This is a genomic window from Eoetvoesiella sp. (assembly GCF_035555955.1).
GTDB lineage: Bacteria > Pseudomonadota > Gammaproteobacteria > Burkholderiales > Burkholderiaceae_B > Eoetvoesia.
In genome coordinates this window covers 15,290-38,702 of sequence record NZ_DATMGA010000030.1, presented here as the reverse complement: position 1 = coordinate 38,702, position 23,413 = coordinate 15,290, and the positions used below count along the sequence as shown (strand labels likewise).

22 protein-coding genes are annotated in these 23,413 nt (G+C 61.5%); 12 read left to right on the top strand and 10 right to left on the bottom strand.

The features are described from left to right. The 4 genes from VNT00_RS09190 to VNT00_RS09175 form a co-directional block, all read left to right on the top strand. Positions 1-396 (top strand): ABC transporter ATP-binding protein (locus VNT00_RS09190; RefSeq protein ID WP_325586695.1); only part of this gene is annotated, 396 nt, incomplete at its 5' end. Positions 397-433: 37 nt separating this feature from the next. Continuing rightward, the gene (locus VNT00_RS09185) at positions 434-1,252 is read left to right on the top strand and encodes an ABC transporter permease (protein WP_325586693.1); all 819 of its coding nucleotides are present in this window, start codon (positions 434-436) and stop codon (positions 1,250-1,252) included. A gap of 130 nt (positions 1,253-1,382) precedes the next feature. Next, on the top strand, positions 1,383-2,189 hold the full coding sequence (locus VNT00_RS09180) for an ABC transporter permease (protein ID WP_325586691.1): 807 nt from the start codon (positions 1,383-1,385) through the stop codon (positions 2,187-2,189). Between the two features lie 137 nt (positions 2,190-2,326). After that, a complete protein-coding gene (locus VNT00_RS09175) occupies positions 2,327-3,073 on the top strand; it encodes an IclR family transcriptional regulator (protein WP_325586690.1) in 747 nt (248 codons plus the stop codon). Positions 3,074-3,110: 37 nt separating this feature from the next. Here the strand turns inward: VNT00_RS09175 and VNT00_RS09170 are convergent, their stop codons facing one another. Continuing rightward, on the bottom strand, positions 3,111-4,088 hold the full coding sequence (locus VNT00_RS09170) for a LysR family transcriptional regulator (protein WP_325586689.1): 978 nt from the start codon (positions 4,086-4,088) through the stop codon (positions 3,111-3,113). A 289-nt stretch (positions 4,089-4,377) separates the two neighbouring features. Between VNT00_RS09170 and VNT00_RS09165 the strand changes: the two genes are divergently transcribed. The 4 genes from VNT00_RS09165 (at position 4,378) to VNT00_RS09150 (ending at position 9,624) form a co-directional block, all read left to right on the top strand. After that, positions 4,378-5,724, top strand: a complete 1,347-nt coding sequence (locus VNT00_RS09165) for an MFS transporter (RefSeq protein WP_325586688.1) — start codon at positions 4,378-4,380, stop codon at positions 5,722-5,724. Further along, positions 5,724-7,223: an FAD-dependent monooxygenase gene (locus VNT00_RS09160; protein ID WP_325586686.1), complete on the top strand. Its 1,500-nt coding sequence runs from the start codon at positions 5,724-5,726 to the stop codon at positions 7,221-7,223. The genes VNT00_RS09165 and VNT00_RS09160 overlap by 1 nt, the downstream gene beginning before the upstream one ends. Next, positions 7,220-8,554 (top strand): amidohydrolase family protein, encoded by a 1,335-nt coding sequence (locus tag VNT00_RS09155; protein ID WP_325586684.1) that lies wholly within the window; start codon positions 7,220-7,222, stop codon positions 8,552-8,554. Before VNT00_RS09160 ends, VNT00_RS09155 begins: the two co-directional genes overlap by 4 nt. A gap of 80 nt (positions 8,555-8,634) precedes the next feature. After that, positions 8,635-9,624: an alpha/beta hydrolase gene (locus tag VNT00_RS09150; protein WP_325586682.1), complete on the top strand. Its 990-nt coding sequence runs from the start codon at positions 8,635-8,637 to the stop codon at positions 9,622-9,624. 188 nt (positions 9,625-9,812) lie between these two features. On the opposite strand, the gene VNT00_RS09145 is transcribed toward VNT00_RS09150, so the two are convergent. The 4 genes from VNT00_RS09145 to VNT00_RS09130 all read right to left on the bottom strand — a co-directional run bounded on the left by VNT00_RS09145 (position 9,813) and on the right by VNT00_RS09130 (position 13,235). Next, positions 9,813-10,316 (bottom strand): Hsp20/alpha crystallin family protein, encoded by a 504-nt coding sequence (locus VNT00_RS09145; RefSeq protein ID WP_325586680.1) that lies wholly within the window; start codon positions 10,314-10,316, stop codon positions 9,813-9,815. A 149-nt stretch (positions 10,317-10,465) separates the two neighbouring features. Continuing rightward, the gene (gene groL / locus VNT00_RS09140; RefSeq protein WP_325586678.1) at positions 10,466-12,088 is read right to left on the bottom strand and encodes a chaperonin GroEL; all 1,623 of its coding nucleotides are present in this window, start codon (positions 12,086-12,088) and stop codon (positions 10,466-10,468) included. 33 nt (positions 12,089-12,121) lie between these two features. Further along, a complete protein-coding gene (gene groES, locus VNT00_RS09135) occupies positions 12,122-12,439 on the bottom strand; it encodes a co-chaperone GroES (protein ID WP_325586676.1) in 318 nt (105 codons plus the stop codon). Positions 12,440-12,608: 169 nt separating this feature from the next. Next, a complete protein-coding gene (locus tag VNT00_RS09130) occupies positions 12,609-13,235 on the bottom strand; it encodes a diguanylate cyclase (protein WP_325586674.1) in 627 nt (208 codons plus the stop codon). 242 nt (positions 13,236-13,477) lie between these two features. On the opposite strand from VNT00_RS09130, the gene VNT00_RS09125 reads away from it, so the two are divergent. Continuing rightward, positions 13,478-15,316, top strand: coding sequence for a cytochrome c biogenesis protein DipZ (locus VNT00_RS09125; RefSeq protein WP_325586672.1), 1,839 nt, complete (start codon positions 13,478-13,480; stop codon positions 15,314-15,316). 95 nt (positions 15,317-15,411) lie between these two features. Beyond that, positions 15,412-15,957: a peptide-methionine (R)-S-oxide reductase MsrB gene (msrB, locus tag VNT00_RS09120; RefSeq protein ID WP_325586670.1), complete on the top strand. Its 546-nt coding sequence runs from the start codon at positions 15,412-15,414 to the stop codon at positions 15,955-15,957. Between the two features lie 24 nt (positions 15,958-15,981). Here the strand turns inward: msrB and VNT00_RS09115 are convergent, their stop codons facing one another. Together VNT00_RS09115 and VNT00_RS09110 are read right to left on the bottom strand one after the other, a co-directional pair. Further along, complete coding sequence (locus VNT00_RS09115; protein WP_325586668.1) at positions 15,982-17,442, bottom strand: sensor histidine kinase; 1,461 nt, start codon at positions 17,440-17,442, stop codon at positions 15,982-15,984. A 52-nt stretch (positions 17,443-17,494) separates the two neighbouring features. Beyond that, on the bottom strand, positions 17,495-18,205 hold the full coding sequence (locus VNT00_RS09110; RefSeq protein WP_325586666.1) for a response regulator transcription factor: 711 nt from the start codon (positions 18,203-18,205) through the stop codon (positions 17,495-17,497). 338 nt (positions 18,206-18,543) lie between these two features. On the opposite strand from VNT00_RS09110, the gene VNT00_RS09105 reads away from it, so the two are divergent. Together VNT00_RS09105 and msrA are read left to right on the top strand one after the other, a co-directional pair. Further along, entirely contained in the window at positions 18,544-18,864 is a 321-nt protein-coding gene (locus tag VNT00_RS09105) for a pentapeptide MXKDX repeat protein (protein ID WP_325586664.1), read from the top strand. Between the two features lie 22 nt (positions 18,865-18,886). Then, a complete protein-coding gene (msrA, locus tag VNT00_RS09100; RefSeq protein ID WP_325586662.1) occupies positions 18,887-19,630 on the top strand; it encodes a peptide-methionine (S)-S-oxide reductase MsrA in 744 nt (247 codons plus the stop codon). Between the two features lie 122 nt (positions 19,631-19,752). Here msrA and VNT00_RS09095 read toward each other — a convergent pair whose 3' ends face one another. The 3 genes from VNT00_RS09095 to VNT00_RS09085 are packed head-to-tail and all read right to left on the bottom strand — an operon-like array spanning position 19,753 to position 23,370. Next, the gene (locus VNT00_RS09095) at positions 19,753-20,457 is read right to left on the bottom strand and encodes a Crp/Fnr family transcriptional regulator (protein WP_325586660.1); all 705 of its coding nucleotides are present in this window, start codon (positions 20,455-20,457) and stop codon (positions 19,753-19,755) included. Beyond that, positions 20,457-21,497, bottom strand: coding sequence for a PEP/pyruvate-binding domain-containing protein (locus VNT00_RS09090; RefSeq protein WP_325586658.1), 1,041 nt, complete (start codon positions 21,495-21,497; stop codon positions 20,457-20,459). The genes VNT00_RS09095 and VNT00_RS09090 overlap by 1 nt, the downstream gene beginning before the upstream one ends. Before the next feature lie 46 nt (positions 21,498-21,543). After that, positions 21,544-23,370: a PEP-utilizing enzyme gene (locus VNT00_RS09085; protein WP_325586656.1), complete on the bottom strand. Its 1,827-nt coding sequence runs from the start codon at positions 23,368-23,370 to the stop codon at positions 21,544-21,546. Between the last annotated feature and the right edge of the window lie 43 nt (positions 23,371-23,413).

The following is a 23,413-nucleotide window of genomic DNA, read 5'->3' as shown; positions in this document are numbered from 1 at the left end:
AAAAACTACGCCAACTTCTATCCGCGCGAGCTTTCCGGCGGCATGCGCCAGCGCGCGGCCATTGCGCGCACCTTGGCGTACGAACCGAAAATCCTGCTCATGGACGAACCGTTCGGCGCGCTGGACGCGCATACGCGGCTGACCCTGCAGGCCGAGCTGCTGTCGCTGTGGGAGCAATTGCACAACACGGTGCTGTTCGTCACGCACAGCGTGGACGAAGCCGTGTATTTGTCGGATAGGGTGGTGGTACTTACCGGCACGCCGGGGGCGGTGCGCGAGATCGTTCCCATCGATCTGCCGCGTCCCAGGGTGCGCGCCGAGCTGCTGCGCAACCCCGCCTACCAGGAATACATCATCCAGCTCGAGCGCCTGCTGGTCGGAGGAGGGAGTGCATGATCCGGTCATCGCAAATACCTTGCAGGGAGTCTAGGCCATGAATACCCGGGCGCGCGTCGAAGCCTCGGAAGGTATTGCCAGGGTTTTCTGGTACGAACGGCCGGCGGTCGCGATGGTGCTGGTCGTTTTGTTGCTGGGTAGCCTGTGGGCGCTGTTATCCTGGCGGTTGGGGCTGGGTTCCGTCCCGGGGCCCGTGGCGGCGCTGCGCGCCTTGCCGGGGCTGCTGTTCGACCCTCAGGCCTTATGGGCCATGGCCTTGTCGCTGGGACGCATGTTCATCGGCTACGCCTGGGCGGCGGTGTTCGCCATTCCGCTGGGCCTGGCCATGGGCCGCAGCCGCGCGGTGCACGAATTCCTGTATCCGCTGGTTTCCCTGGTGTATCCCATGCCCAAGGCGGCGCTGATGCCCATTCTCATGTTGTGGTTCGGCCTGGGCAGCTTCTCGAAGATCTTCGTCATTGCCATGGGCGTCAGCCTGCCGCTGCTGTACCACAGCTGCCTGGGCGCCAGCCGCATCGAGAACAAGCTGGTCTGGACGGCGCAGGCCATGGGCATGGGGGCGGTCTCGCGCCTGTTCCGCATCGTGCTGCCGGCCGCGCTGCCCGAGATCCTCATCGGCTGCCGGGTGGGCGTGGTCATGGCGCTGATCGTCATGGTGTCGTCCGAGATGATCGCGCGCCAGGAAGGCGTGGGCAACCTGCTGTTCACCTCCATGGACATGGCTCTGTATCCGACCGTGTATGCCGTCATCCTCGTTTTGGCTGTGATGGGGGTGGCATTGAACTGGATTTTCGAGAAGGTACGCCGTCATTTGACACGCTGGGCCGAATCCGTTGATGACGGTGCATTGCGATAATGAGCCTGGCGCTATGTTTCATCCATATGCAAGGCATAAATAGGAGACTGCCATGCCCAGATCCAGGTATGCGGCAATACTTGATGCCATGCCGAAACAGCTTGGCAAGCCACGTGCCGGTTTTGCTTCCATGAATGACGAAAAACCGGCTTTCGCTCCCGCGCCGCCGCGCTCGTGCCGCGGCGGCCCGGCCGCATTCGCCAAGCATGCCAAGCGCATTTTGTCGCCGCTGCTGGTGCTGGTTCTGTGGGAAATCGTGTGCCGCCTGGGCTGGGTCGATCCGCAATTGCTGCCCGCGCCCAGTTCCATCGCCGGCCGGCTGGTGGAAATCGCCTTGGGCAGCGAGTTCTGGCACAACTTTGGCATTACGCTGTATCGGCTGGCCTTGAGTTTGGCCATTGCCATTGTGCTGGGCGTGGTGCTGGGCTTGGCCGCGCAGTTGTCGCGCCTTAGCGCGGCCATGCTCGATGCCTTTGTGCGCCTGATCGCGCCCATCCCCAAAATCGCCTTGTACCCGGCCCTTATCCTGATCCTGGGTTTCGAGAACTCGTCCAAAGTGGCGCTGGTTGTCGCCGACGCCACCTTTCCGGTGCTCATGGCCACCTGGGCGGCGGCCCGTTCCGTCGACCAGAAGCTGATCTGGTCGGCGCGGGCGGCCGGCACCAGCCGCGCGAACTGCCTGTGGAAAGTCACCTTCCCGGCCATCGTTCCCACGGTACTGGCCGGCGTGCGGGTGTCGGGTGTCATCGCCTGTGTGGTGGTGTTCCTGGCCGAGATGATCGCTTCCACCGACGGCCTGGGCCACATGCTGACCGTGGCCGCGCGGGCCTATAAAATCGTGGACATGTTCGTGCCGCTGGTGTGGATCTGCGCCGTGGGCCTGGGGCTGAACGCCCTGATTGGCTACGCCCAGCGCAAGCTGGATCATGGCGGATGACGCGCGTCAGGCAGTATGGCCGGCGTTGGCGCGGCTGCTGGCGCTGGCTGCGCAAGCTCGGTTCGCAATGGTAGATGGTATGCTAACTTCCTAGCAGATCCAAAGGGTTTTCAACTCGTTTCTTCCGAGCTCCATGCATGTCCGCCATCGACAAGACTCTTGATATTTTATTTTGCGTCGCCCAGGCCCGCCGCGATGTGGGCGTCACTGAAATCGCCGACCTGTGCAATTCGGACAAAGCCACGGTCTTTCGGGCCCTGAAGGCGCTCGAACGCCGAAATCTGATCGAGCAGAATCCAGAAACCCGGAAGTACCGTTTGGGATTGGGAACGGTCAGCCTGGCCGGCCATAAGTTGCGAGGCCTTTCGGTGGCGGCGCAGGCGCAGCCTTTCCTGACCAGGCTTTCGCAAGAGATACAAGAGACCGTGCAACTGTCGGTACGCAGCGGAAACCATGTCCTCTACCTTTCGGTAGTCGAATCGGCCCATCCTATCAGGGTGGCGTCGGACGTCGGCGCATTTGGGCCGCTGCATTGCACTGCGGCGGGAAAACTGTTTCTGGCTTATGGCGAGCCCGACCTGGCCAGGTTTGCACTTGCCGCCCCACTGGAAAAGCATACTGAAAAGACCTTGACAGACGTCGAGGCGCTGCAGCGCAACCTCGATCTGGTGCGCCAAAGAGGCTGGAGCCTGGATGACGAAGAGCTGGTGCCGCATTTGAGGGTGGTGGCCGCCCCGATTCGAGATATGTCCGGCAAGGTTGTCGCCGCGGTGGCGGGCGGCGGGCCGACATTAAGGGTCACGCCTGAAAAAATAGAGCCCATGGCCCAGGCCGTGACCGCCACCGCGCAGAAAATCTCGAACAATCTGACAGGCGGGCAGTAGCTGGGAAAACCGGACGGATGTCCTTGACGCCGGATACCTACCGATTATTACGTCTATCGGCGCCGGCCTGGCGTTTTTTCTTGTCCGCGCGATGCGGAGCCTGAGCAGGCAAGCCCTGCGCGGTCTCGAGCAACAGCGAGCGCAGCCAGGCAATGGCAGGATCGCGTTCCTGGAACTTATGCCATTGAAGATTCTCGGAAAAGCTGGGTACCTCGACAGGGCAGGGAAGCAGCTTGAGCGGGAAGCGTGAAGTCATTTGCCGGGCGAGCCGGGTCGGCAGCGTGGCAATACGGGATGTGCCCACGAGAAGATCCGGGACTAGCGTGAAGCTCGGTGCGATCAAGTCCTGGCGGCGGGCCCGGTTGCCGCTTGCCGCAATGGTCTTGGCGTCGAAGGTAATGCGCCGCCCGCCGCCCCATTCGACGCCGACATGCGCAGTGTTGAAGTACTGGTCGGCGGTGAGGGTCTTGGCATCCAGCGGATGCTCGGTGCTTGCCAGGCACGAGAAATCGTCTTCGAACAGCAGTTCGCTGGGGTGGCCCGGTACGATGGCGAATTCGGGGGCGATCAGTAGGTCTATTTCGCCGCCGTTCAGATGCTCCGGTGTTTGCGGGCTGATGGAGCGCAGGTCGAATTGCATCAGGGGCGCCAAGGTTTCCGCCTTTCTCATGGCGGCGGAAAGGAAAACACTGATTACGTAATCGGAGGCTTCGATTTTCAGGCGCCGTGTCGAGGTGCGTGGGTCGAAGCCGGGCCTGGTGTGCGTAATGGCCTGTATCTGCAGCAGGACGTCGCGCACCGGCTTCTCGAGTTCGGCGGCCAGCGGCGTCAACACCTGGGTCTTGCCCACCGGGACAAGCAGCTCGTCCTCGAAGTAACTGCGCAGTCGGGCCAATGCGCAGCTTGTCGCCGGCTGGCTGAGAAACAGGCGATCGGCGGCCTGCCCCACGCTGCGCGTGGATAGCAGGGCGTCGAGCACGACGAGCTGGTTCAAGTCGAGTTTGTTGTAGCGCATGGGATATACATTTATTTCATAAATATTATTGATTTAAATAATAAATTTTGCAAATGAAACGGCCTGCCCAATAATTCCATTCACATAGCGCAGCGCCGGTTCCTGTGTTTGGCCAAGCCACGGATCTGAACGTGTGGATCAGCCAGCCATGGCACAGAGCGCTGTTCAATTCAAAAAAACCAGGAGACACCCATGACCATGCATTGTTTGCGAGTACGGCCCGCGCGAGCGCCTTCCAGGCGCTTCGGTTGCGCCGGATGCCGCCGATAAATCATCGATCAAGGAAAACATGATGCAGACATATCGCAGCGGCAAAAGCGTGCTTGCCCAATGGGGCCTGGTTGCATGCCTGACCCTGATCAGCATGCTGGCGCAGATCGACAAGAACATTCTTGTATTGATGGTTGGGCCGATCAAGCACGATTTCGGTGTCAGCGACGTCCAGATCAGCTTCCTGATCGGCGCGGCGTTTGCCGTGGCGAATATTGTGATGGGGCTGCCGGCCGGCTGGCTGGCCGACCGATGCAATCGAAGGGTGGTCATATCGGGGGCCGTGCTGCTTTGGTCGTTGGCGGTCATATCCAATGCGGCAGCCTCGATATTCCTCGTATTGATTATTGCCCGTGTGGTGGTGGGAGGCGCCGAGGCGCTTATTTCACCGGCTTCTTATTCGTTGATTCGCGATGGTGTCGACGAGGGGCGGCGCGCGCGAGCCTTGTCGGTCTACACCATGGCGCTGATGCTGGGCACGGGCTTGTCCCTGGTGCTGGGCGGTCCATTGATCGGAGCCATCGAGGCGGCGGGCGTGCATTCGGTGCCGCTGATAGGCGCTGTTTCGCCGTGGCAGGCCACATTGTTTGTCATCGGCCTGGTGGGGATTCCGTTGGCATTTATCGTCTTTCTTCCCAAAGATCCCGGAAGGCCCCGGGAAACCGGCGATGACCAAAAGCACAGCTTGACCGACATCGTCCGCTATTTGAGCAATAACCGTGCGATCTTCCTGCCTCTCTTGGTATTTACCGTCGCGCTGTCCATGGTCACTTCGGGTCTTGGCAGCTGGATGCCCGCCATGGCCGCGCGCACCTTTCACATGAGCATGCGCGAGTTCGGCTTGATCCAGGGCGGGCTGATGCTGGTGATGGGGCCGTTGGGATTGTGGTTCGCCGGCCAGGCAATGGATAAAAAGGGCAAGAGCCGGCTTTCGGACGTGGCGTTCGTGGGTGTGATCGTCAGCGTCGTGGTCACGGTGCTGACCGTGTCGCTGTGCCTGGCGCGAACCGTGACGACGTTCTGGGTCGTGGATGGCATGGTGGTGCTGTTTTCATGGACATTCATGGCGGTCACCTCGACGCTGGTCGCCAGAGTCGTGTCTTCTTCCAGGGTGGGGCTGATCATGGCCTTGATTCTCGTGCTTAACGGCCTTATCGGCCAAGGGCTTTCGCCCACTCTGATCGCTTTGGCCGGCGAGTATCTTTATGCGGATCTCGCCAATGCATTGCCGGCCGGGATGGCAACGGTTTTCGCCGGCTCCGGCATCGTGGCGATTGTCGCCGCCTTGACGTTGCACCGGAGGTTCCTGAAGCGTCAGACGAGCGAAGGCAACTTACCGGCGCCGGTGTTTAGTGGAGAGCATTGATGAAGTGGGATGTAATTGTCGTGGGCGCCGGCCCTTCAGGCCTGACGGTGGCGGCCGAGCTGGCCGGCTCGGGAGCCAGGACGCTGGTGCTGGAACGGCGCACCGAAGGCGTGCAGTCCAGGGCGGGTACCCTGCTGCCGCGAGTGCTGGAGCTGTTCGACGCGCGCGGCATCGCGGATCGCTTCATCAGGAAAACAAGCGAGATTGCGCCATTCCCGTTCCGGCCATCGCATATCTGGGCTGGCTTTCATCCCATAGACTGGAGCTACCTGGAAACCCGTTTCGGCTTTACGCTGGGCCTGCCGCAGAACAAGACCGAAGAAGTCTTGTGGGAATGGGCCGACGAGAGTGGTGCCCAGATACAGCGCGGCTCGGAGGTCAAAGCCGTGCGCCAGGACGACGAGGGTGTCGAGATCGATGTGCATGATGCCGACGGCAATGCGTCAACGCTGACTGCACGCTATCTTGTCGGCGCCGATGGCGGCCGCAGCGTCGTTCGTTCCCAGGCGGGGTTCCCGTTCGAGGGCCATTCCGGAACGTTTCGCGGCATTGTCATCGATGCCAGGCTGAAGGCTCCGTGGCCCGGCGGGCGCATCAACGTCGACAACGAAATGGGCTGGGTGCGCGGCTATGTGTTTGGCGATGGCGTCACGCGCTTCAATATCGTGCATCGCGACCGGCGCCATGCGCCCAAGGACGAGCCCGTGACCCTGGAAGAAGCGTTGCAATGCCTGCGCGATGTCCATGGCACCGACTACGGCATCACGGATTACAACTGGGCGTCCCGCTTCGACGATCAGATGCGCGCCGTGCCCAGCCTGCGCCGGAAGCGGGTTTTCCTGGTAGGCGAATCGGCCCGCATCCACTACCCGGCAAGCGGCGTGGGCATGAACTTCTGCCTGCAGGACGCTTTCAACCTGGGCTGGAAGCTGGCCAGCGTGGTCAATGGCGCGGCCGACGAGTCGGTGCTCGACAGCTATGATCAAGAGCGCCTTCCCGTCATGCACGCCCTGCTTGAAAGCGTAAAGACGCAATGCGCGCTGCAGTTCAATTTCGAGCCCGATGGCGTGGCGCTCAAGCGCCATATGGCGCGCAACATCATTCCGCAGCCCGCCGTTCAGCGCAAGCTGGTGCTGGAGCTGTGCGGCCTGGAGGCGCCCTATGCCGGCGATCCCGGCTCGCATCCACTGTGCGGCAGGCATTTGCCCGACTTCGATTTGGTGACGGCGGAAGGGAAGACATGGCGCGTCGCCGAGCTGCTGCGCGGCCGCCGTTTCGTCCTTTTGGATCTGGAAGGCTTCAGCAACCAGTTCAAGAGTCTTGACGTAGGGGATTTGCCGATTACCGTCGTGCAGGCGCGGGCCGCCAACGCGCCCGCCTGCATGAAGGGCGTAACGGGCCTGCTGATTAGGCCCGATGCCTATATTGCCTGGGCCGGCTACGATGCGGCGCGCGGCGGCGAAGTTCGGGGACAATTGGAAAAATGGTTCAAACAATGACGACTCGACGGATACTGATCAAGGGCGGCTGGGTGCTGAGCATGGACCCGGCCATTGGCGAGATGCAGGTTGGCGACGTACTCATCGAGGGCGAGCGCATCATTGCGGTTGCCCGGAGCATCGACGCGCCCGAGGCCGAGCATATCGATGCCCGGAACATGATCGTCCTGCCCGGTTTCGTCGACACGCACCGCCATACCTGGCAAAGCTGCGTGCGGCATCGCTATGCGGACATCGACCCCCAGATCTATTTTGCCGAAATGCTTGGCGCCAAAGGCGCGGCCTATCGTGCCGAGGATGTCTACGTGGCGACCCTGCTGGGAGCCGTGGCGGCGCTGGAGGGCGGCATTACGACCATGCTGGACTGGTCTCATATACAGAACAGCCCCGAGCACGCCGACGCCTCCATTTTTGGGCTGCGCGACGCCGGCATCCGCGGCGTGTTCGCCCACGGCTGGCCGCTGGTAGACGGCGTGTCGTGGATGTTCAACAGCCAGCGCGGCCACCCGCAGGACATCCGCCGGCTGCGCGAACAATACTTTTCGTCGGACGACCAGTTGCTGACGCTGGCCATGGCCGGCCGAGGTCCCGAAATGGCCGTGCATGACGTGTGGATGGACGACTTGCGGCTTGCGCGCGAGCTGGGAATCCGGTCCACCATACATATGGGCGCCTATGAGCGCAACGCTTCGGTAAGGGGCATTGCGCAAATGCAAAGCGCCGGCGTGCTGGGCGACGACCTGACCTTTGTGCATTGCTGCTTTTCCGGTGCGGATGAAATCGCCATGATGGCCGATTACGGGGTCAGCGCTTCGCTGGGCGTGCACTGCGAACTCAATGCGCAGGGCATCGGCGACATTCCGTTCGACCGCCTGCTGGCGGTCGGCATCAGGCCCAGCCTCAGCGGCGATACCGAGACGAAATGCTCGGGCGATATGTTCACGCAGATGCGCCATGCCTTCGCCTACTACCGATCGTGGATGGGCGGGAATCATTCGAGCATCCAGAACGCGCCGGCCACCATCTCGATGCGCGACGTTCTCGAATTCGCCACCATGGCTGGTGCGCGCGCTAACGGCCTCGATCATAAGATTGGCTCGCTGACGCCGGGCAAGCAGGCGGATATCGTGCTGATCCGCGGCGACGATCTCAACCTGACGCCCGTTTCCGACGCCGTTGGCGCTGTCGTGCTGGCGGCGCATCCCGGCAATGTCGACACTGTCTTCGTTGCCGGCAAGACGGTCAAGCGCCATGGGCGGATGCAGGGTATCGACCTGGACGCCTTGCGCCAGCGCGCGCATGCCTCGCAGCATCATATTCTTGCGTTGTAGGAGCCGGGCATGAAGCCTGAGACAACATCGAGGATGAGGCCCGATCTGGAACCCGGTATAAAGCCTGGCATGGAGTGGATATGACGGCAGGGTCAGGCATGACGCGCGATCTGGATCCGGAACTGGCGGCAATCGTTGCCAGGCTGCGCGCCAACAATGCACCGCCGCCGTTTTCCGGATCCCCCGGACAGGCTCGGGAACGGATGCGCCGGGCCATCATGGCGGCTCGCGCCCGAACAGGCCTGCCTCGGATAGGAGCCGTCGAAGACTGTATTGCCTGCATCGAAGGCCGATGCGTGCCGGTGCGCGTTTACAAGCCGGCCGGAGCAAGCCGGTCGCTGCCGACCATCGTCTTTTTCCACGGCGGCGGCTTTGTGCTGGGAAGCGTCGAACTCATGGACGACATAGCGCGCAAGCTGTGCCGCGATGTCGACGCGGTTGTCGTTTCCGTGGATTACAGGCTGGCGCCCGAGCGCCCGTTCCCGGCCGCCCACGACGATGCCTTGGCCGCCACGCTATGGGCCATGCAAAACGTTGCCGCCTTGGGCGGCGACCCTTCGCGTGTCGCCGTGGCGGGCGAGAGCGCCGGCGGAAATCTTGCCGCGTCCACCGCGTTGAGGCTGCGCGACCTTGGCAAGCGGCTGGCTGCCCAGCTTTTGATCGTGCCAGGCGTGGATATGGCGCGCGATACCACGGCGATCGAGGCGCATCGACGCGACTTTCCCATGCTGACGCCGGCGGACTTGCGGGAAATCACTCGATTGGCGATGGGGGAAAACCTTGCTCTTGCGGCCAGTTTTCCCCCATCGCCGCTGCGGGCGGGCGACTTTTCCGGCTTGCCGCCCACGGTCATTGCCGTGGCCGGGCACGATCCGCTCCGTGACGAGGGCATTGCCTATGCCCGAAAGCTGGAAGCCGCCGGCGTGCCTGTGCAACTGCTTTGCTATGAAGACATGTTCCATCCATTCTTCGGGTTTTTCGAAGCCTCCGCTTCGGCGCGGCGCGCGAACGATGAAATTTGCCGGACTTTTGCCGCCTGTTTGATGCCTCCCGACGCTATCCGATCATAAGGATGAGGCCTCAAGCCTCGTTCTCGGGTCAAGCCGGGCGATGAGAGTCCGTGCCTGCCACAAAAAACTTTGGCGGTTTGCGATGATTCCGGCATGGTGGATCCGCGCAAACTCCTTCATTCCGCCGGTCTAAAAACCTGGAGGCGCGAATCTGGCGCCTCCAGGTTCCAGCGGTGTCTTGCAGGGTTTCATTGGTTCAGTGCAATGTGTTTGACGCGCGACTGGGCTGCTTGGTCCTTGGGCAGGACGATGTTCAGCACGCCATTCTTGAAATTGGCTTGAATCTTATCTTCGTCGATATCGTAGCCAAGGCGGATGCGGCGCTCGAATTTGCCATAGAAGCGCTCGGAGAACTGCCGGGCAGCGTCTTCGTTCTGCGACCGCTTTTCGCCGCGCAGGGTCAGGACATCGTCTTCAAGCAAAATCTCGATGTCTTTTTCTTCCATGCCCGGAAGTTCGGCGGCGACATGTACTGCCTGATCGCCGTCCAATACTTCCACTCTTGGCCAGCTACCGCTGAATGTGCCGGCCAGCGATTCGCTAGGAAAGCCGATATCGAAGCCTTTGAACATATCGTCGAAGAGCCGGTTTACATCGCGCTGCAGGGAGAAAAACGGATGCTCGGTACTATTTTGCGGCGCTGAAGCGGGGCTTCGGCGGCTTGTCCAAGGAACGAGATTGCGAACACTCATGATAACCTCCAGTTCAAAATTGACAAGATACCCGGCGGACGATGATTGCGGCGCCCGCCGGGAGTCGGTCACTCGAAGTCAATGGAGCTTGCTCGGGTGCTTACTGCCTATTTAAGAACAATAGTCCTAGATTTCAAGAGGCACGGGGCTTAGAACGCCATCTCGGGCGAAGGCGCCCCCGCCGGCTTTTCCTCTTTAGGCTGTTCCGCCACGCAGGCTTCTGTGGTCAGTATCAGGCTGGCGATCGATGCCGCGTTTTGCAGCGCCGTGCGCGTTACCTTGGTCGGATCGACCACGCCGCTTTCCACCAGATCGCCGTACTCTCCAGTGGCAGCGTTATAGCCGAAGTTGCCTTTGCCGTCGGCTACCTTCGCGACTACGACCGAGGGCTCATCGCCTGCATTGCCGGCAATAGCACGCAGAGGAGCTTCCAGGGCCTGGCGTATGATCTGAATGCCCGCGTTCTGGTCGCTGTTTTGCCCCTTGAGATCGGCCAGGGCCGCACGCGCGCGCAGCAGCGCCACGCCCCCGCCGGGAACGATGCCTTCCTCGACGGCGGCGCGGGTGGCATGCAGAGCGTCGTCGACCCGGTCCTTTTTCTCTTTCATCTCGACTTCGGTTGCCGCGCCGACCTTGATGACTGCCACGCCGCCGGACAGCTTGGCCACGCGCTCTTGCAGCTTCTCGCGATCGTAGTCGCTGGTGGCTTGCTCGATTTGCGCCTGAATCGACTTCACGCGCGCATCGATACGGGCCTGTTCGCCGGCGCCGCCCACGATAATCGTGTTTTCCTTGTGGACTTCAATGCGCTTGGCGCTGCCAAGGTCGGCCAGCTCGGCTTTCTCCAACTGCTTGCCGGTTTCTTCGGAAATCACCGTGGCGCCCGTCAGGATGGCGATATCTTCCAGCATGGCTTTGCGGCGATCGCCAAAGCCAGGCGCCTTGACAGCCGCCACTTTGAGCACGCCGCGCATGGTGTTGACCACCAGCGTGGCCAGAGCTTCGCCTTCGATATCCTCGGCCACGATCAACAGCGGCTTGCCAGCCTTGGCGGCGGCTTCAAGAACCGGCAACAGATCCCGCACGTTGGATATCTTCTTGTCGTGCAGCAGGACCAGAGGGTCTTCCAGTATCGCCACTTGCTTTTCGGGTTCGTTGATGAAATATGGACTCAGATAGCCGCGGTCGAACTGCATCCCTTCGACGATATCCAGCTCGTTGTCCAGTGATTTTCCGTCTTCGACCGTAATGACGCCTTCCTTGCCGACCTTGTCCATGGCCTCGGCGATGATTTTGCCGATGGCTTCGTCCGAATTGGCGGAAAGGGCCGCCACTTGGGAGATTTCCTTGCTGGTGGAAATCGGCTTGGACAGCGTCTTGAGTTCGCCGGTGACTTTGAGCACGGCTGCGTCTATGCCACGCTTCAGGTCCATCGGATTGAGGCCTGCCGCCACGAAGCGTACGCCCTCCTGCACAATGGCCTGGGCCAGCACGGTTGCGGTGGTGGTGCCGTCGCCGGCGACATCGGCGGTCTTGGAGGCCACCTGCTTGACCACCTGGGCCCCGATGTTCTCGAACTTGCCTTTGAGTTCGATTTCCTTGGCGACTGTGACGCCGTCCTTGGTGATCAACGGTGCGCCAAAGCTGCGTTCGAGCAGCACGTTGCGGCCCTTGGGGCCCAGCGTCACCTTGACGGCATTGGCCAATACATTCACGCCTGCGAGTATGCGATTGCGGGCGTCATCGTTGAACAGCACTTCTTTTGCGCTCATTTTTGCACTCCTGAATCGTTAGGTGGGAAGGGCTCAGGCGGCTTTCCGGGCTGCCTGGTCGCTGGCCTCGATGATGGCCAGCACGTCGTCCTCGCGCATGACGAGAATTTCTTCGCCGTCGACTTTCACGGACTGGCCGGCATACTTGCCAAACAGTACCTGGTCGCCCACCTTCAGCTGGAGCGGGCTGATGGTGCCGTCCTGCAAGCGCTTGCCGTCGCCGACGGCCATGACTTCGCCCTGCTCGGGCTTCTCGGCGGCGGAATCGGGAATCACGATGCCGGATGCCGTCTTGCGCTGTTGTTCGATTCGCTTGACGATAATCCGGTCGTGAAGGGGACGAATCTGCATGATCAATCTCCTTAAGTCAGATCACCAAAAAGGGAATCAGGTAATGACAGCCGTCTGCCGAACGGGCTATCCCGTTCGGCAGGCTGTATTCCCCGGCAGCTGAGGCTGCGCAAACTAAATGGTGTTCGGAGCACGGCATTTCAAGCCGCGAAAAAGAAACAAATTGTATCTAAATGATCAGTGCGGCGCCCTCGCCAAGACGGTACAGGCTGCGGCCTGCACGATGCCGATCGTAAGGCTGCGGGGCAACGGGGCAGGGCCAGTTGCGGGTTCCATCCTGCTTCAAAGTTTTATCGTCGTCCGGCAGTTGCCCCCAGACGCCGGATGCGCGCGGCCGGAATATCCAGCGTACATAACCCGTGGAAGCCGCGAGTTCGAGCAGTTTGGCTTGATCGGGCGCTTCGACCATCATGGTGCAGTCGGCGTTATCCGGGTAGTCGCCAAAGGCGCGGCGGCAAGCGATGGCCTCTTGAAGCGGTGCGTTCAGGCGCCAATATGGTCGATGATTGGCGCGTTCCAAATCCCAGGCTCCGAGCTGCCATGCTGCGTCCAGCATGGCCTGATCCAGACTTTCCACGCGCTTCCAGCCCGAATTGATCTGCAGTGCCGAGCCGGCTACAGAGCGCATGGGCATATCGATGCCTTTCAGCTTGACTGTTGACTGCCGCCGGAATCCGTGCCAATGCAACATCAGTATGAGCGGTGTGTCGGCCTTGGCCACCGCGCTGAGCGTCACGGCATACAGTGGTAAATGCATCGCGTTTGCGTGGGCCTGGATAGTTTCAAGGATCTTCATGCCGCCTCCATGGCGAGATACGTTCACGTTATTATTCTATTCATGCATGGGTAGGAAGCAAGCGAGGGCGTGCGGCATGCGGCCGTGGTTTCGTCCTGGCTCCGTTGCGATTCTCGTTGAGCTAATCGCATTTATCACAAAAACTTTAGTTTTTTGCGATGACTTCGCCATGAGGGCTAAAGAATAATTCAGGTACCGGCCGCGTTTGCGCGGCAACCTGGATATTCATAGGACGCGTCCTCATGCTGCTCTTCCTGCTCGCCTATCTTGGCGGTGTGCTCACCATACTCAGCCCCTGCATCCTGCCGGTGCTGCCGTTCGTCTTTGCGCGCGCCGACCAGTCTTTCATGCGCTCACGTCTTCCGCTGCTGGCGGGCATGGTGCTGACCTTTGCGGTTTTCGCCACGCTTGCCGCGGTGGGTGGCGGCTGGGTGGTCAAGGCCAACGAATATGGCCGGTGGCTGGCTATCGCGCTTATCGTCTTCTTCGGCCTGGCGCTGGTCTTTCCTGCGTTTTCCGAGATGCTTTCCCGGCCTTTCGTCGCCATGGGCAACCGCCTGGCGAATCGTTCCACTGCTGGCGGCAGCGGCGGCGAGTCGCCTCTGGCATCGTTTGTCCTGGGCGGCGCCACGGGCCTGCTCTGGGCGCCGTGCGCCGGCCCCATCCTTGGCATCGTGCTGACCGGCGCGGCCATTCAGGGCGCAAGCGCCGCCACCACCTTGCTGCTGCTGGCGTATGCGGCGGGCGCGGCCACTTCGCTCGGGCTGGCCTTGTTCGCGGGCGCGAAGATTTTCGCGGCCATGAAGCGCGGGCTGGGCGTTGGCGAATGGATACGCCGCGGGCTGGGCATTGCCATGCTGTGCGGGGCGGCGGCCGTGGCGACAGGCCTGGATACCGGGCTGCTGGCGAAGTTGTCGGTGGCTGGCACCACCCGCATCGAGGATTCGCTGATTTCCGCCTTGACGCCAAGCCGCTCCAGGCAAAACTCCGAAACACCGGCCGGCGGCGCGCCTGCGCTAGCGATGACCGGATCGGCGGGCGAATCCTCGGCTTCAGGCGGTAAAGCTGTTTCGCCGGCCAGCGCCAAGGTTCAAGCGGGGCCGGCGTCTTCCCTGCCCGTGGAAGGCCTCATGCCTTCCCTGGATGGCGCGGTGCAGTGGCTCAATTCCCCGCCGCTCTCGTCCAAGGATCTGCGTGGCAAAGTCGTGTTGATCGATTTCTGGACCTATTCATGCATCAATTGCCTGCGCACCTTGCCGTACGTGCGCGCCTGGGCGGACAAATACCGGGATCAAGGCCTGGTGGTGATAGGCGTGCACGCGCCGGAGTTCGCGTTCGAGCGCAATGTCGCCAATGTCAAGAAGGCCGTGGCCGACCTGGGTGTCGACTATCCGGTCGCCATCGACAACAACTATGCCATCTGGAAGGCTTTCAACAACCAGTATTGGCCCGCGCATTATTTTGTCGATGCGCAGGGGCGTATTCGTTTCCATCATTTCGGCGAAGGCGGGTACGACAAATCCGAACGGGTCATCCAGCAACTGCTGGCCGAAGCGGGCCGGCAAAAGGTGTCCGGCCAGTTGGTAAGCACCAAGGCCGCCGGAGTGGAAATGGCGCCCGATATGTCCGAAGTGGAGTCCCCCGAAACTTATATCGGCTACGCGCGGGCGGAAAATTTCGCATCGCCGGGCGGCCAGGTTGAAGATCAACTGCATACCTATGCCGCCAATACCTCGTTGTCGCTGAACCAGTGGGCGCTGGAAGGACCATGGAAAATCGGCCAGGAAGAGGCGCAACTGGCCGCGCCGGGCGGCAAGATACGGTTTCGATTCCATGCGCGCGACCTGCATTTGGTGCTGGGGCCCGCGCCGGATGGCCGTCCCGTGCGCTTTCGCGTACGCATCGACGGCGCGCCGCCCGGAGCCAACCATGGCAGCGACGTGGCCGAAGACGGTTCAGGCCAGGTGACAAGCCAGCGCCTGTACCAGTTGGTGCGCCAGAAGGGCGCAGTGCGGGACCGGACGTTCGAAATCGAGTTCCTCGACCCCGGTGTGGAAGCGTACGCGTTTACGTTCGGCTGACGCCTAGGTGGCCGGCTTGGCCCGTCGCAGCGGCCTTTTTGATACGCCGCATCGGCTTTCATCAATGTTCTTGTCGATTCATTCAGGAGGCAATCATGGCAAATCGTCGTCAATTTCTGGGCCTGGCGGTGGGCATTGCGCCGTTGGCTTATTTCGTTTTAGCCCGTGGGGCCGACGCCGAGGCTGCAGCCCAGTCTGAAGCCGGGGCTATGGCCCACTCTGGTGCCGCGGCGGCAGTCGGGCATGAAGATGCATTTCATCTAAGCGACGAAGAATGGCGCCGCAGGCTCTCTCCCGCCCAGTACCGCATTCTTCGGGAGCAGGGCACCGAGCCGGCCTACAGCAGCCCGCTCAACAGCGAGCATCGCGCCGGCATCTTCGCCTGCGCGGGCTGCGCCTTGCCGCTGTTCTCTTCGAAGACCAAGTTCGAAAGCCACACCGGCTGGCCCAGCTTCTGGAAGCCTTTGGACAACGCGGTGGAAACGAGGGCCGACAATTCCTTCGGCATGATGCGCACCGAAGTCCGCTGCAGGCGCTGCGAAGGGCATCTGGGCCATGTCTTCGACGACGGTCCCAGGCCCACAGGCCTGCGCTACTGCATGAATGGCCTGGCGCTGCAGTTCAAGCCGGATCAGGCCTGATGGGCTGTATGGCGCACCAGATCGCTACGCGGCAGGCAGATGAAAGCGGAACGCGGTTCCGCTTTCCGCTTCCATGTATTCGATGTCGCCCCGATTCAATTGCAGCAGGCGGCGCACCACAATCAATCCAAGCCCCCCCGCCTCGCTGCCCACGCGGCGCAGCGCCGGCGCGTAGACAAATAGCGCGTCGCGCTGCTCCGCCGGGATTCCCGGGCCGTTGTCGTGGATTTCGGCGGTTACATCGCCATGCGAGGCGGCAAGACGTATTTCGATGCGCGTGCCGTGCGGGGTATGGCGTATGGCATTGTCCAGCAGATTGGTAAGCACCCGCTCGACCATGCCGACGTCGGCAAGTATGGCGGGCAATGGCTGCGCAATATCCACGGTAATCGTTTGTCCGCGCGCCTGGGCGGCCAGCTCGCATTTCTGGATCACGTCCTGGAGAAGGTCGGGCAGTGCGAAGGCTTCGGGCTCGGCCTTGACCAGGCCCGATTCCAGGCGGGCCAGCTCGAACAGTTCTTGCGCAAGATGGCGCACCTTCTCGCTTTGGGACAGGGCAATGTCCAGGTACTTGCGCCGCTCATTCGCGTCAAGAGTGTCGTTCTTCAGGCGCAGCGTTTCCAGGTAGCCGTGCAGGGAAGTCAGCGGCGTGCGCAGGTCGTGCGAGATATTCGCAATAAGATCCCGCCGCTGCTGATCCTGATTCGAAAGTTCGCGCCACTGCTCGCCGATGCGCCGGCCCATCTGGGCAAAGGCCTCCCGCAGTATGGAAATATCGTCGCTTGCAAGGTTGTGGGCGCCGCCGGCGGCGAGCGCCGCGGCCTGCTCGCCCTGGGCATCGAAGTTGCGCACGGACTGGGTAAGCGCCTTCAGCGGACGGGTAATCAGGCGAAAGGCGATCAAGCCCATGGCCAGCGCCAGCAGCGCAACCAGGCCGAGCATCAACAGGGAAAGCTGCAGCACGCGGTCCGTGGACTGCGCCTGGACGGCGGCGTCGTGCGCCTGGCCCTGAAGCACTACGTACACATACCCCGCGCGCCGGCCGTCCACCCTTACCGGCGCAACACTGAAGACCTTGCGGCCGTGAACGCTGCGAGGGTCGTCTCCCAGTATGGGCAGGTGGTCGCCGGCCAGGAAGCGGCCGATGGGCGCAAGGTCGACCTGTTTGCGCTTGATGTCTCCCTTCGGCGCGGCATCGCCCACGACGCGGCCCTGGTTGTCCAGCAGGTACAGTTCCACCGAAGGATTCACGGCCATGAGCTGGTCGAACAGCGTTCGCACAGCATCCGGACGCCAGCCGCTGGCATCCATGAGCTGGGTGGTGCCCGCAATATGCTCGGCCAGCCCGAAGGATACCCGCTGAACCACCTCTTGTTCGTGGCGCGTGCTGGCGTTGATCTGCAGCCAGGCGGACACTGCGCTGCAGGCCAGCAGCAGCACCACGAACACGGCGGACAGGCTTTGCGTGACGGTCAGGCGTTTCATGATTGCTTGTATGGAACCTTTATGGAGGCGGGTTGTTATGGGGGCGGGGGGCCTAGCCGCCCGGCGCGGCGAACTTGTAGCCGTGGCCCCAGGCGGTAAGAATGCGCTGCGGGGACGAGGGGTCGATTTCTATCTTGGTGCGCAGCCGGTTGATGTGCGTGTTCACCGTATGTTCGTAGCCGTCGTGCTGATAGCCCCATACCTCGTTCAGCAATTCCAGCCGCGAGAAAACCCGGTTTGGATGGCGAGCGAAAAAATAAAGCAGGTCGAACTCCCTGGGGGTGAGCTCCAGCGGCTTGCCATCCAGCGTCACGCTGCGTGAAACCGGGTCGATGGTCAGGCCGTCGGCGACCAGCGCGCCCGCCTCGGCCCGGGCATTGCGCGCCAGCGCTTCGGTTCGGCGCAGCAGTGCCTTTACCCGAGCCACCAGCTCCAGCACCGAGAAAGGCTTGGCCAGGTAGTCGTCCGCCCCAAGCTCCAGGCCAAGAATGCGGTGCACCTCGCTGGATCGGGCGCTGGTGATGATGATGGGCACATAGCGATCCATGGTTCGGGCCCGCTTGCAGATTTCCAGCCCGTCCACGCCCGGCAGCATAATGTCCAGCACAATGGCGTCCCAATGCCCTTGCTCGAGCAGCCGCGCGCCCTCGTCGCCGTCCGCCGCATGGGTGATGGCATAGCCCTCGTCGCGCAAATGCAATTGCAGCAGATCCGCAATATGTTCGTCGTCCTCGACGATCAAAATCCGCCTGGCGCTGTTCATGAAAAGCCCTTTTGTTGACCACGCGCCGAAGCGCAAGCATCGGCCTTGAGGCCGGAGTTCTTCACCACCTCTATTGTCGCGGATTATCCGGCCCGCAGTTATCACAATTTTTTTAATTTTACGTGAGGACTTGAACAAGGCTTCGGGAAGACAATGGCTGCAATGAATGGGTTTTTCCGAGAGGGGCGGTTCTGGCGGCATCTACTTGCCTATCGATACTCGTCGGATTCAGAAAGACACATCCAGAGCGGAGGCTGGCACGCTCAATGAGGAGGGTGTTGGTGTTTACGGCCCGATTGGGGCCATAAGGCGTAAAAACGAAGACCAGGAGATCAACCATGAAGAAATTTTCCATAGCGCTGCTGTCGGTGTGTTTGGGCATGGGCGCCGCTGCCGCATATGCGGACAACGGAATGTCGAGTAACGACATGAGCAAGCAGGGAACCATGAGCCAGGGCAGCGCAATGAAAAAAGGGCAGGCCATGACGAAGAGCGGTGCCATGAAAAAGGACGATGCGATGAGCAAGGGCTCCATGAAAATGGACAATGCCATGAGCAAAGGCAATTCCATGGACAAGCATCAATCGATGAAGAACGATGCCATGAAAAAGGGCGATTCCATGGGCAAAATGAGCATGGATAGCAAGGGCGGCAAGTAAGCATAGAAAGGAGGATACCGAGATGCGGCGTTCCAACCCCAAGATAATCGCGGCGGCACCGCCGCGAACCGCACGGCTTGGCGCCTGGCTTGTGGGCGCCGCGCTTGCCGTCGGCGGCCTGCTCGTCGTGGCCGGCCAGCCGGCCCATGCCCGGGAGCAGGCCTATGCCATTCCCGCCCCGGCGCTGGACGAACCCGCCCACGCTTCAGCCACCACGGAAACCGCCGTATTCGCCGGCGGCTGCTTCTGGGGCGTGCAAGGCGTGTTCCAGCATGTAAAGGGCGTCAGGCAGGCGGTGTCCGGCTATGCCGGCGGCGCGGCGGCTACGGCCCATTACGGGATGGTCGGCACCGGCGCCACAGGCCACGCGGAATCCGTCCAGATAAGCTACGACCCCTCCGTCGTCAGCTATGGCCAGCTTCTGCAGATATACTTTTCGGTCGCCCACGACCCCACCCAACTGAACCGCCAGGGGCCGGACACCGGCTCGCAATACCGTTCCACGATCTTCACCGAAAACGCGCAACAGCAAAAGATAGCCGCCGCCTATATCGCCCAGTTGAACAAGTCCGGCGTCTATCCCGCCCCGCTGGCAACGACGATAGAGCCGCTGAAGGGTTTTTACCCCGCCGAAGGCTATCACCAGAACTACCTTACGCTGCACCCCGACAGCATGTATATCGTGATCAACGACCTTCCCAAGGTTCGGAATCTGCAAAAGATGTTCGCCAGCCGCTATATGGCGGAGCCTGTGTTGGTACATTGACCATACATACAACAGTGCCTGGCGAATCCGAGCGGCATCCAGGCCGCGAGGTGAGCGAAGCTCAGGCCCTTGAACCGGGGCTCTTCACCAGAAGGCCGCAAGCACGCACCATGCGCCGGTCGTCAGCGTATTCGTGCGGCCAGGGCGTCAATGTCGCTAATCGATATCGCGCCATATCCCAGTTCGATCAGCCCCTCGCGTTTCAATGTAACCAGGGTCATATTGCAGCGCTGGCGAGATACCATTGCCAGGTTGGCCAGTTCTTCTTGTGAAATCAGCAGATGATGCAGGCCCAATGGATTCAGCAACGGGTGGACCAGGCCCCAGAGGGCCCGCACCACCAGATGTTCGGCATCCAGCAGCCGGTGAGCAGCCATGCTGCCCATGAACCAGTGCAGACGTTCGTTGATTTGGCGCAGCAGAAACTCATTAAAGACAGGTTCATTCTGGCGCAACCAGTCGAAGGTAGAGCGCGGTATCATGGCGACGCGGCTATGGCGCAGGGCTATGATGTCGGATTGGCGGGGTTGGGCGCGCACCAGCGTGCCTTCACCGAACCAGCTGCCGACGGATTGGCCGCCTAGCGTCACAGTGCGCCCGTCAATGGCGCTGACCGACCACTTCAGCAAACCTTCCATGACGCCGAACCAGTGCTGCTGGACTTCGCCTTGATGTCCGAGCAACTCGCCGGCACTGAGGCTGCGCTCGATAAGATCTTGTTTTACCAGGGCTTTGGTCTGGTCGCCAAGCGCGTCGAACCAGTCGGAACCGCTGAGTAATTCGTCCCGGCTCAGGGAAACAATCTGTTGATGCAGCGGCCGTGCCATCAGCGCGAGGCGGCCAGCACGCTGGCCGTCAGTTGGCCAAGCGCCCGGTCCAGAGGCGAGGCCGTCTTGGGGACGGTGACCGTAACAGGCCGGCACTGAAGCAGGACGATATTGTCGCCGGACGGCAACTCGCGGTCGATCGCGAACTCGATGTCCTGGGGGGCGCCACGCATGCGTTCAAGACGTTTGCCCACTTTTGACAAAGCGATGGCTTCGCTGTCGTTCAGGCTGAAAATTTCGCGTCGGCCCGCTTCCACCGGGTGCGCTTTGCCGTCGGGCCCGTACTCGAGGTGTTTGTCACCCAGCACGCGCTCAATGACCTGGCCTTCGACTTTGGCCACGACGTAACGGTCGGGGGTCACGTCGCCGCCGACCACGCCCAGCCCCAGCCCATGGCAGGCTTCGATGACGATACGGGAACGGTCGCCGGTGGTCGGGCTTATGGTAAACATCACGCCGGCCGCCCGTGCATCGACTACCTTCTGGATCACGATGGCCATGTGAACGGCCAGCGGATCAATATTGTTTTTCCAGGCATAGCCCAGGGCTCGCGCCGAAAACGCGCTTGCCCAGCAGCGGCGTACATGCAGTTCGACGTCATCGCCGTTCTTCATGCCGACATAGGTTTCATATTCGCCGGCAAAGCTGGTGCCTTCGGTGTCCTCCGCCGTTGCGCTCGAGCGCACGGCCACGGCCAGTTCGGGCAGTTGCAAGGCGCGTGACAGGCCGTCATAGCCTTGAATGACGGCATTGCGCAGCTCGGAGGGCATGGGGGTGTGGTCGAACCATGCCACGACTTCACGTTCGAGGGCCTCGCGGGCTTCGAGCGAGTGTTTGTCTATACCGTCCATGGCGTTGCGCAGGCGCTCGCCCATACCGGTCTCATCCAGATAATGACGATGGGCGGGCGTTGCGATGATGAAGCCCGGAGCAACCGGAATGCCGGCCTGGGCCATGAGCGCCAGCCCGTGGCCTTTGCCGCCGACCTGTGCCGGTTCCAATGCGCTTTGTTGTTCGAAGGTCAGGGTCCAGTCTTGCATGGCGGTTGTCTCCTTGCTGCAATAGCTTATACCTTTATGGGATTGGTCAGGCGGCCAATAGTTCGACGGTACCTTTGTAGCCGTCAATCCGGATGCGTTGGCCCGTTTTGAGCTGAGCGGTGGCAAAGCCCGTGCTGACCACCGCGGGCATGCCGTACTCGCGGCACACAATCGCCGCGTGGCTCATCAGACCGCCAATGTCGGTAACCACACCGGCAACCACCGAGAACGCCGAGGCCCAGGACGGAGCCGTAATGGCAGCCACCAGAATTTCGCCCGGCTTCAGTTCGCTGATTTCGTTTTCGTGGCGAATAACCCGGACGATGCCTTCGATGACGCCGGGCGATGCCGCGATGCCTTGCAACGCTGTTGCGTTGCCGCCGCTGGCTTGGGCCAGCCACTGTTGTACGCGTTCGGTAGTGACGCCGTAGTTCATGATGGCAAACGGGTCAGTGACTTCGCTTGGGGGCGTGCCATAGGCCGGCGCCGCAGTTTCGGTGCGCAAAGCACCCATGATCTTGCGGCGTGCTTCGATTTCGCGTGCCCAGTGCTGCACGCCGCGCGCCGGTACGCCAATCGCCCAGGATTCAACCATGTCGAACAAGGCCTGGTCGATTTCAAACCGGTTCAGGAAATAGAAATCGCCGGCCTGACGGAAGAACCCGGCGGCCACGAAGACGTCGGCCAGTTCGCGGATCTTGCGCCAGAATACGGCGTGGCTCCAGTGCTCGACGTAAATATTGTGTTCCTCGATGTAGGGGAACACATTGCGCGACAGGGCCAGCGCTTCGTCGAAGGCCCGGGCTTCTTCGGGGGCCAGCAGCGCGCGGTATTCGGCCACGATTTCATCGCGATCTTCGTGCAGCTTCTCTACCGGGCGGTCGATGACTTCGCCATTGCGCAGCAGCTCAGCATAGCGGCTGATCGCGTGCAACGGGATCGACAGGTTTTCGTTCCAGGTTTCCTGGTCATGCAGGAAACCGTACTCGGCAAAATAATTGAACCAGGGTTCACGCACTTCTTCGAGCGCGGCCAGCCAGCGTGCGCCATTGGCCTGTTTGGCCATACTGGCGAGGACGGTATCGGCGGCGTCATTCGCGTTGATGATCGGGTCGACATTCAGTTCGACGGCCAGCTTGGCCAGGCGGCGCAGTTCGTCGTCGGGGCGAAAGGCCATACCCTCGACGCCCGCCACCATGCGCGCAATGGTCTGATCCTGAATCTCGGGGAAGGCCTTTTTGCACAGGTCGAAAAATACCAGGTAGGCCCCGTAGCCCAGACCGAGCATTTCGAAGTGATATTGCCAGACCAGGAAAAAGTCGTCGACCAGGCGATGGTAGTTTTCCACCAGGCTCCATGATACTGAACGCCCCTGGCCTTCGGTCACGATCTCGATGGGTTCGATTTCGGGCAAGCTCGCAAATTGCAGCGATTTCATCCGGTCGATCGCCGCGGTCATCTTGCTTTTCCAGTTGGCGTACAGCGAATCCCAGTTCTTGTAGTAATGGCCGGCGCGTTCCTGGAACAGGGCAAGGCGGCGCTGGATCTCGGCCGGATCGGAAACTGCCTGCGGGCAAATATAAACAAAGCCGTTGACCATGCGCACATCCAGTCCCAGCGCGGCGGGTAGCACGATGCTGCGCGCGCCATTGACGCCGCAACCGTAGTACACGGCCTCGGCGCCGATGCTGTCAAAGGGGTGAACCGCGCGAGACCAGTGCATGGAATCGGCGAACCAGAAACGTTCCTGTTCAAAGTCGCGGCCGTCGGGTTGAGAGACCAGGAAGTAAGGGTACATGCGTTCCCAGCCTTCGGCTCCGGAGGGCGCCTTGGCTTCATGCAGGTAGGGGAAGCGGTCTGTGAGTGCGTTCATGGATTGTCTCCTTGAGGAAATGCCGCGCTCTGGAATTGGCGCG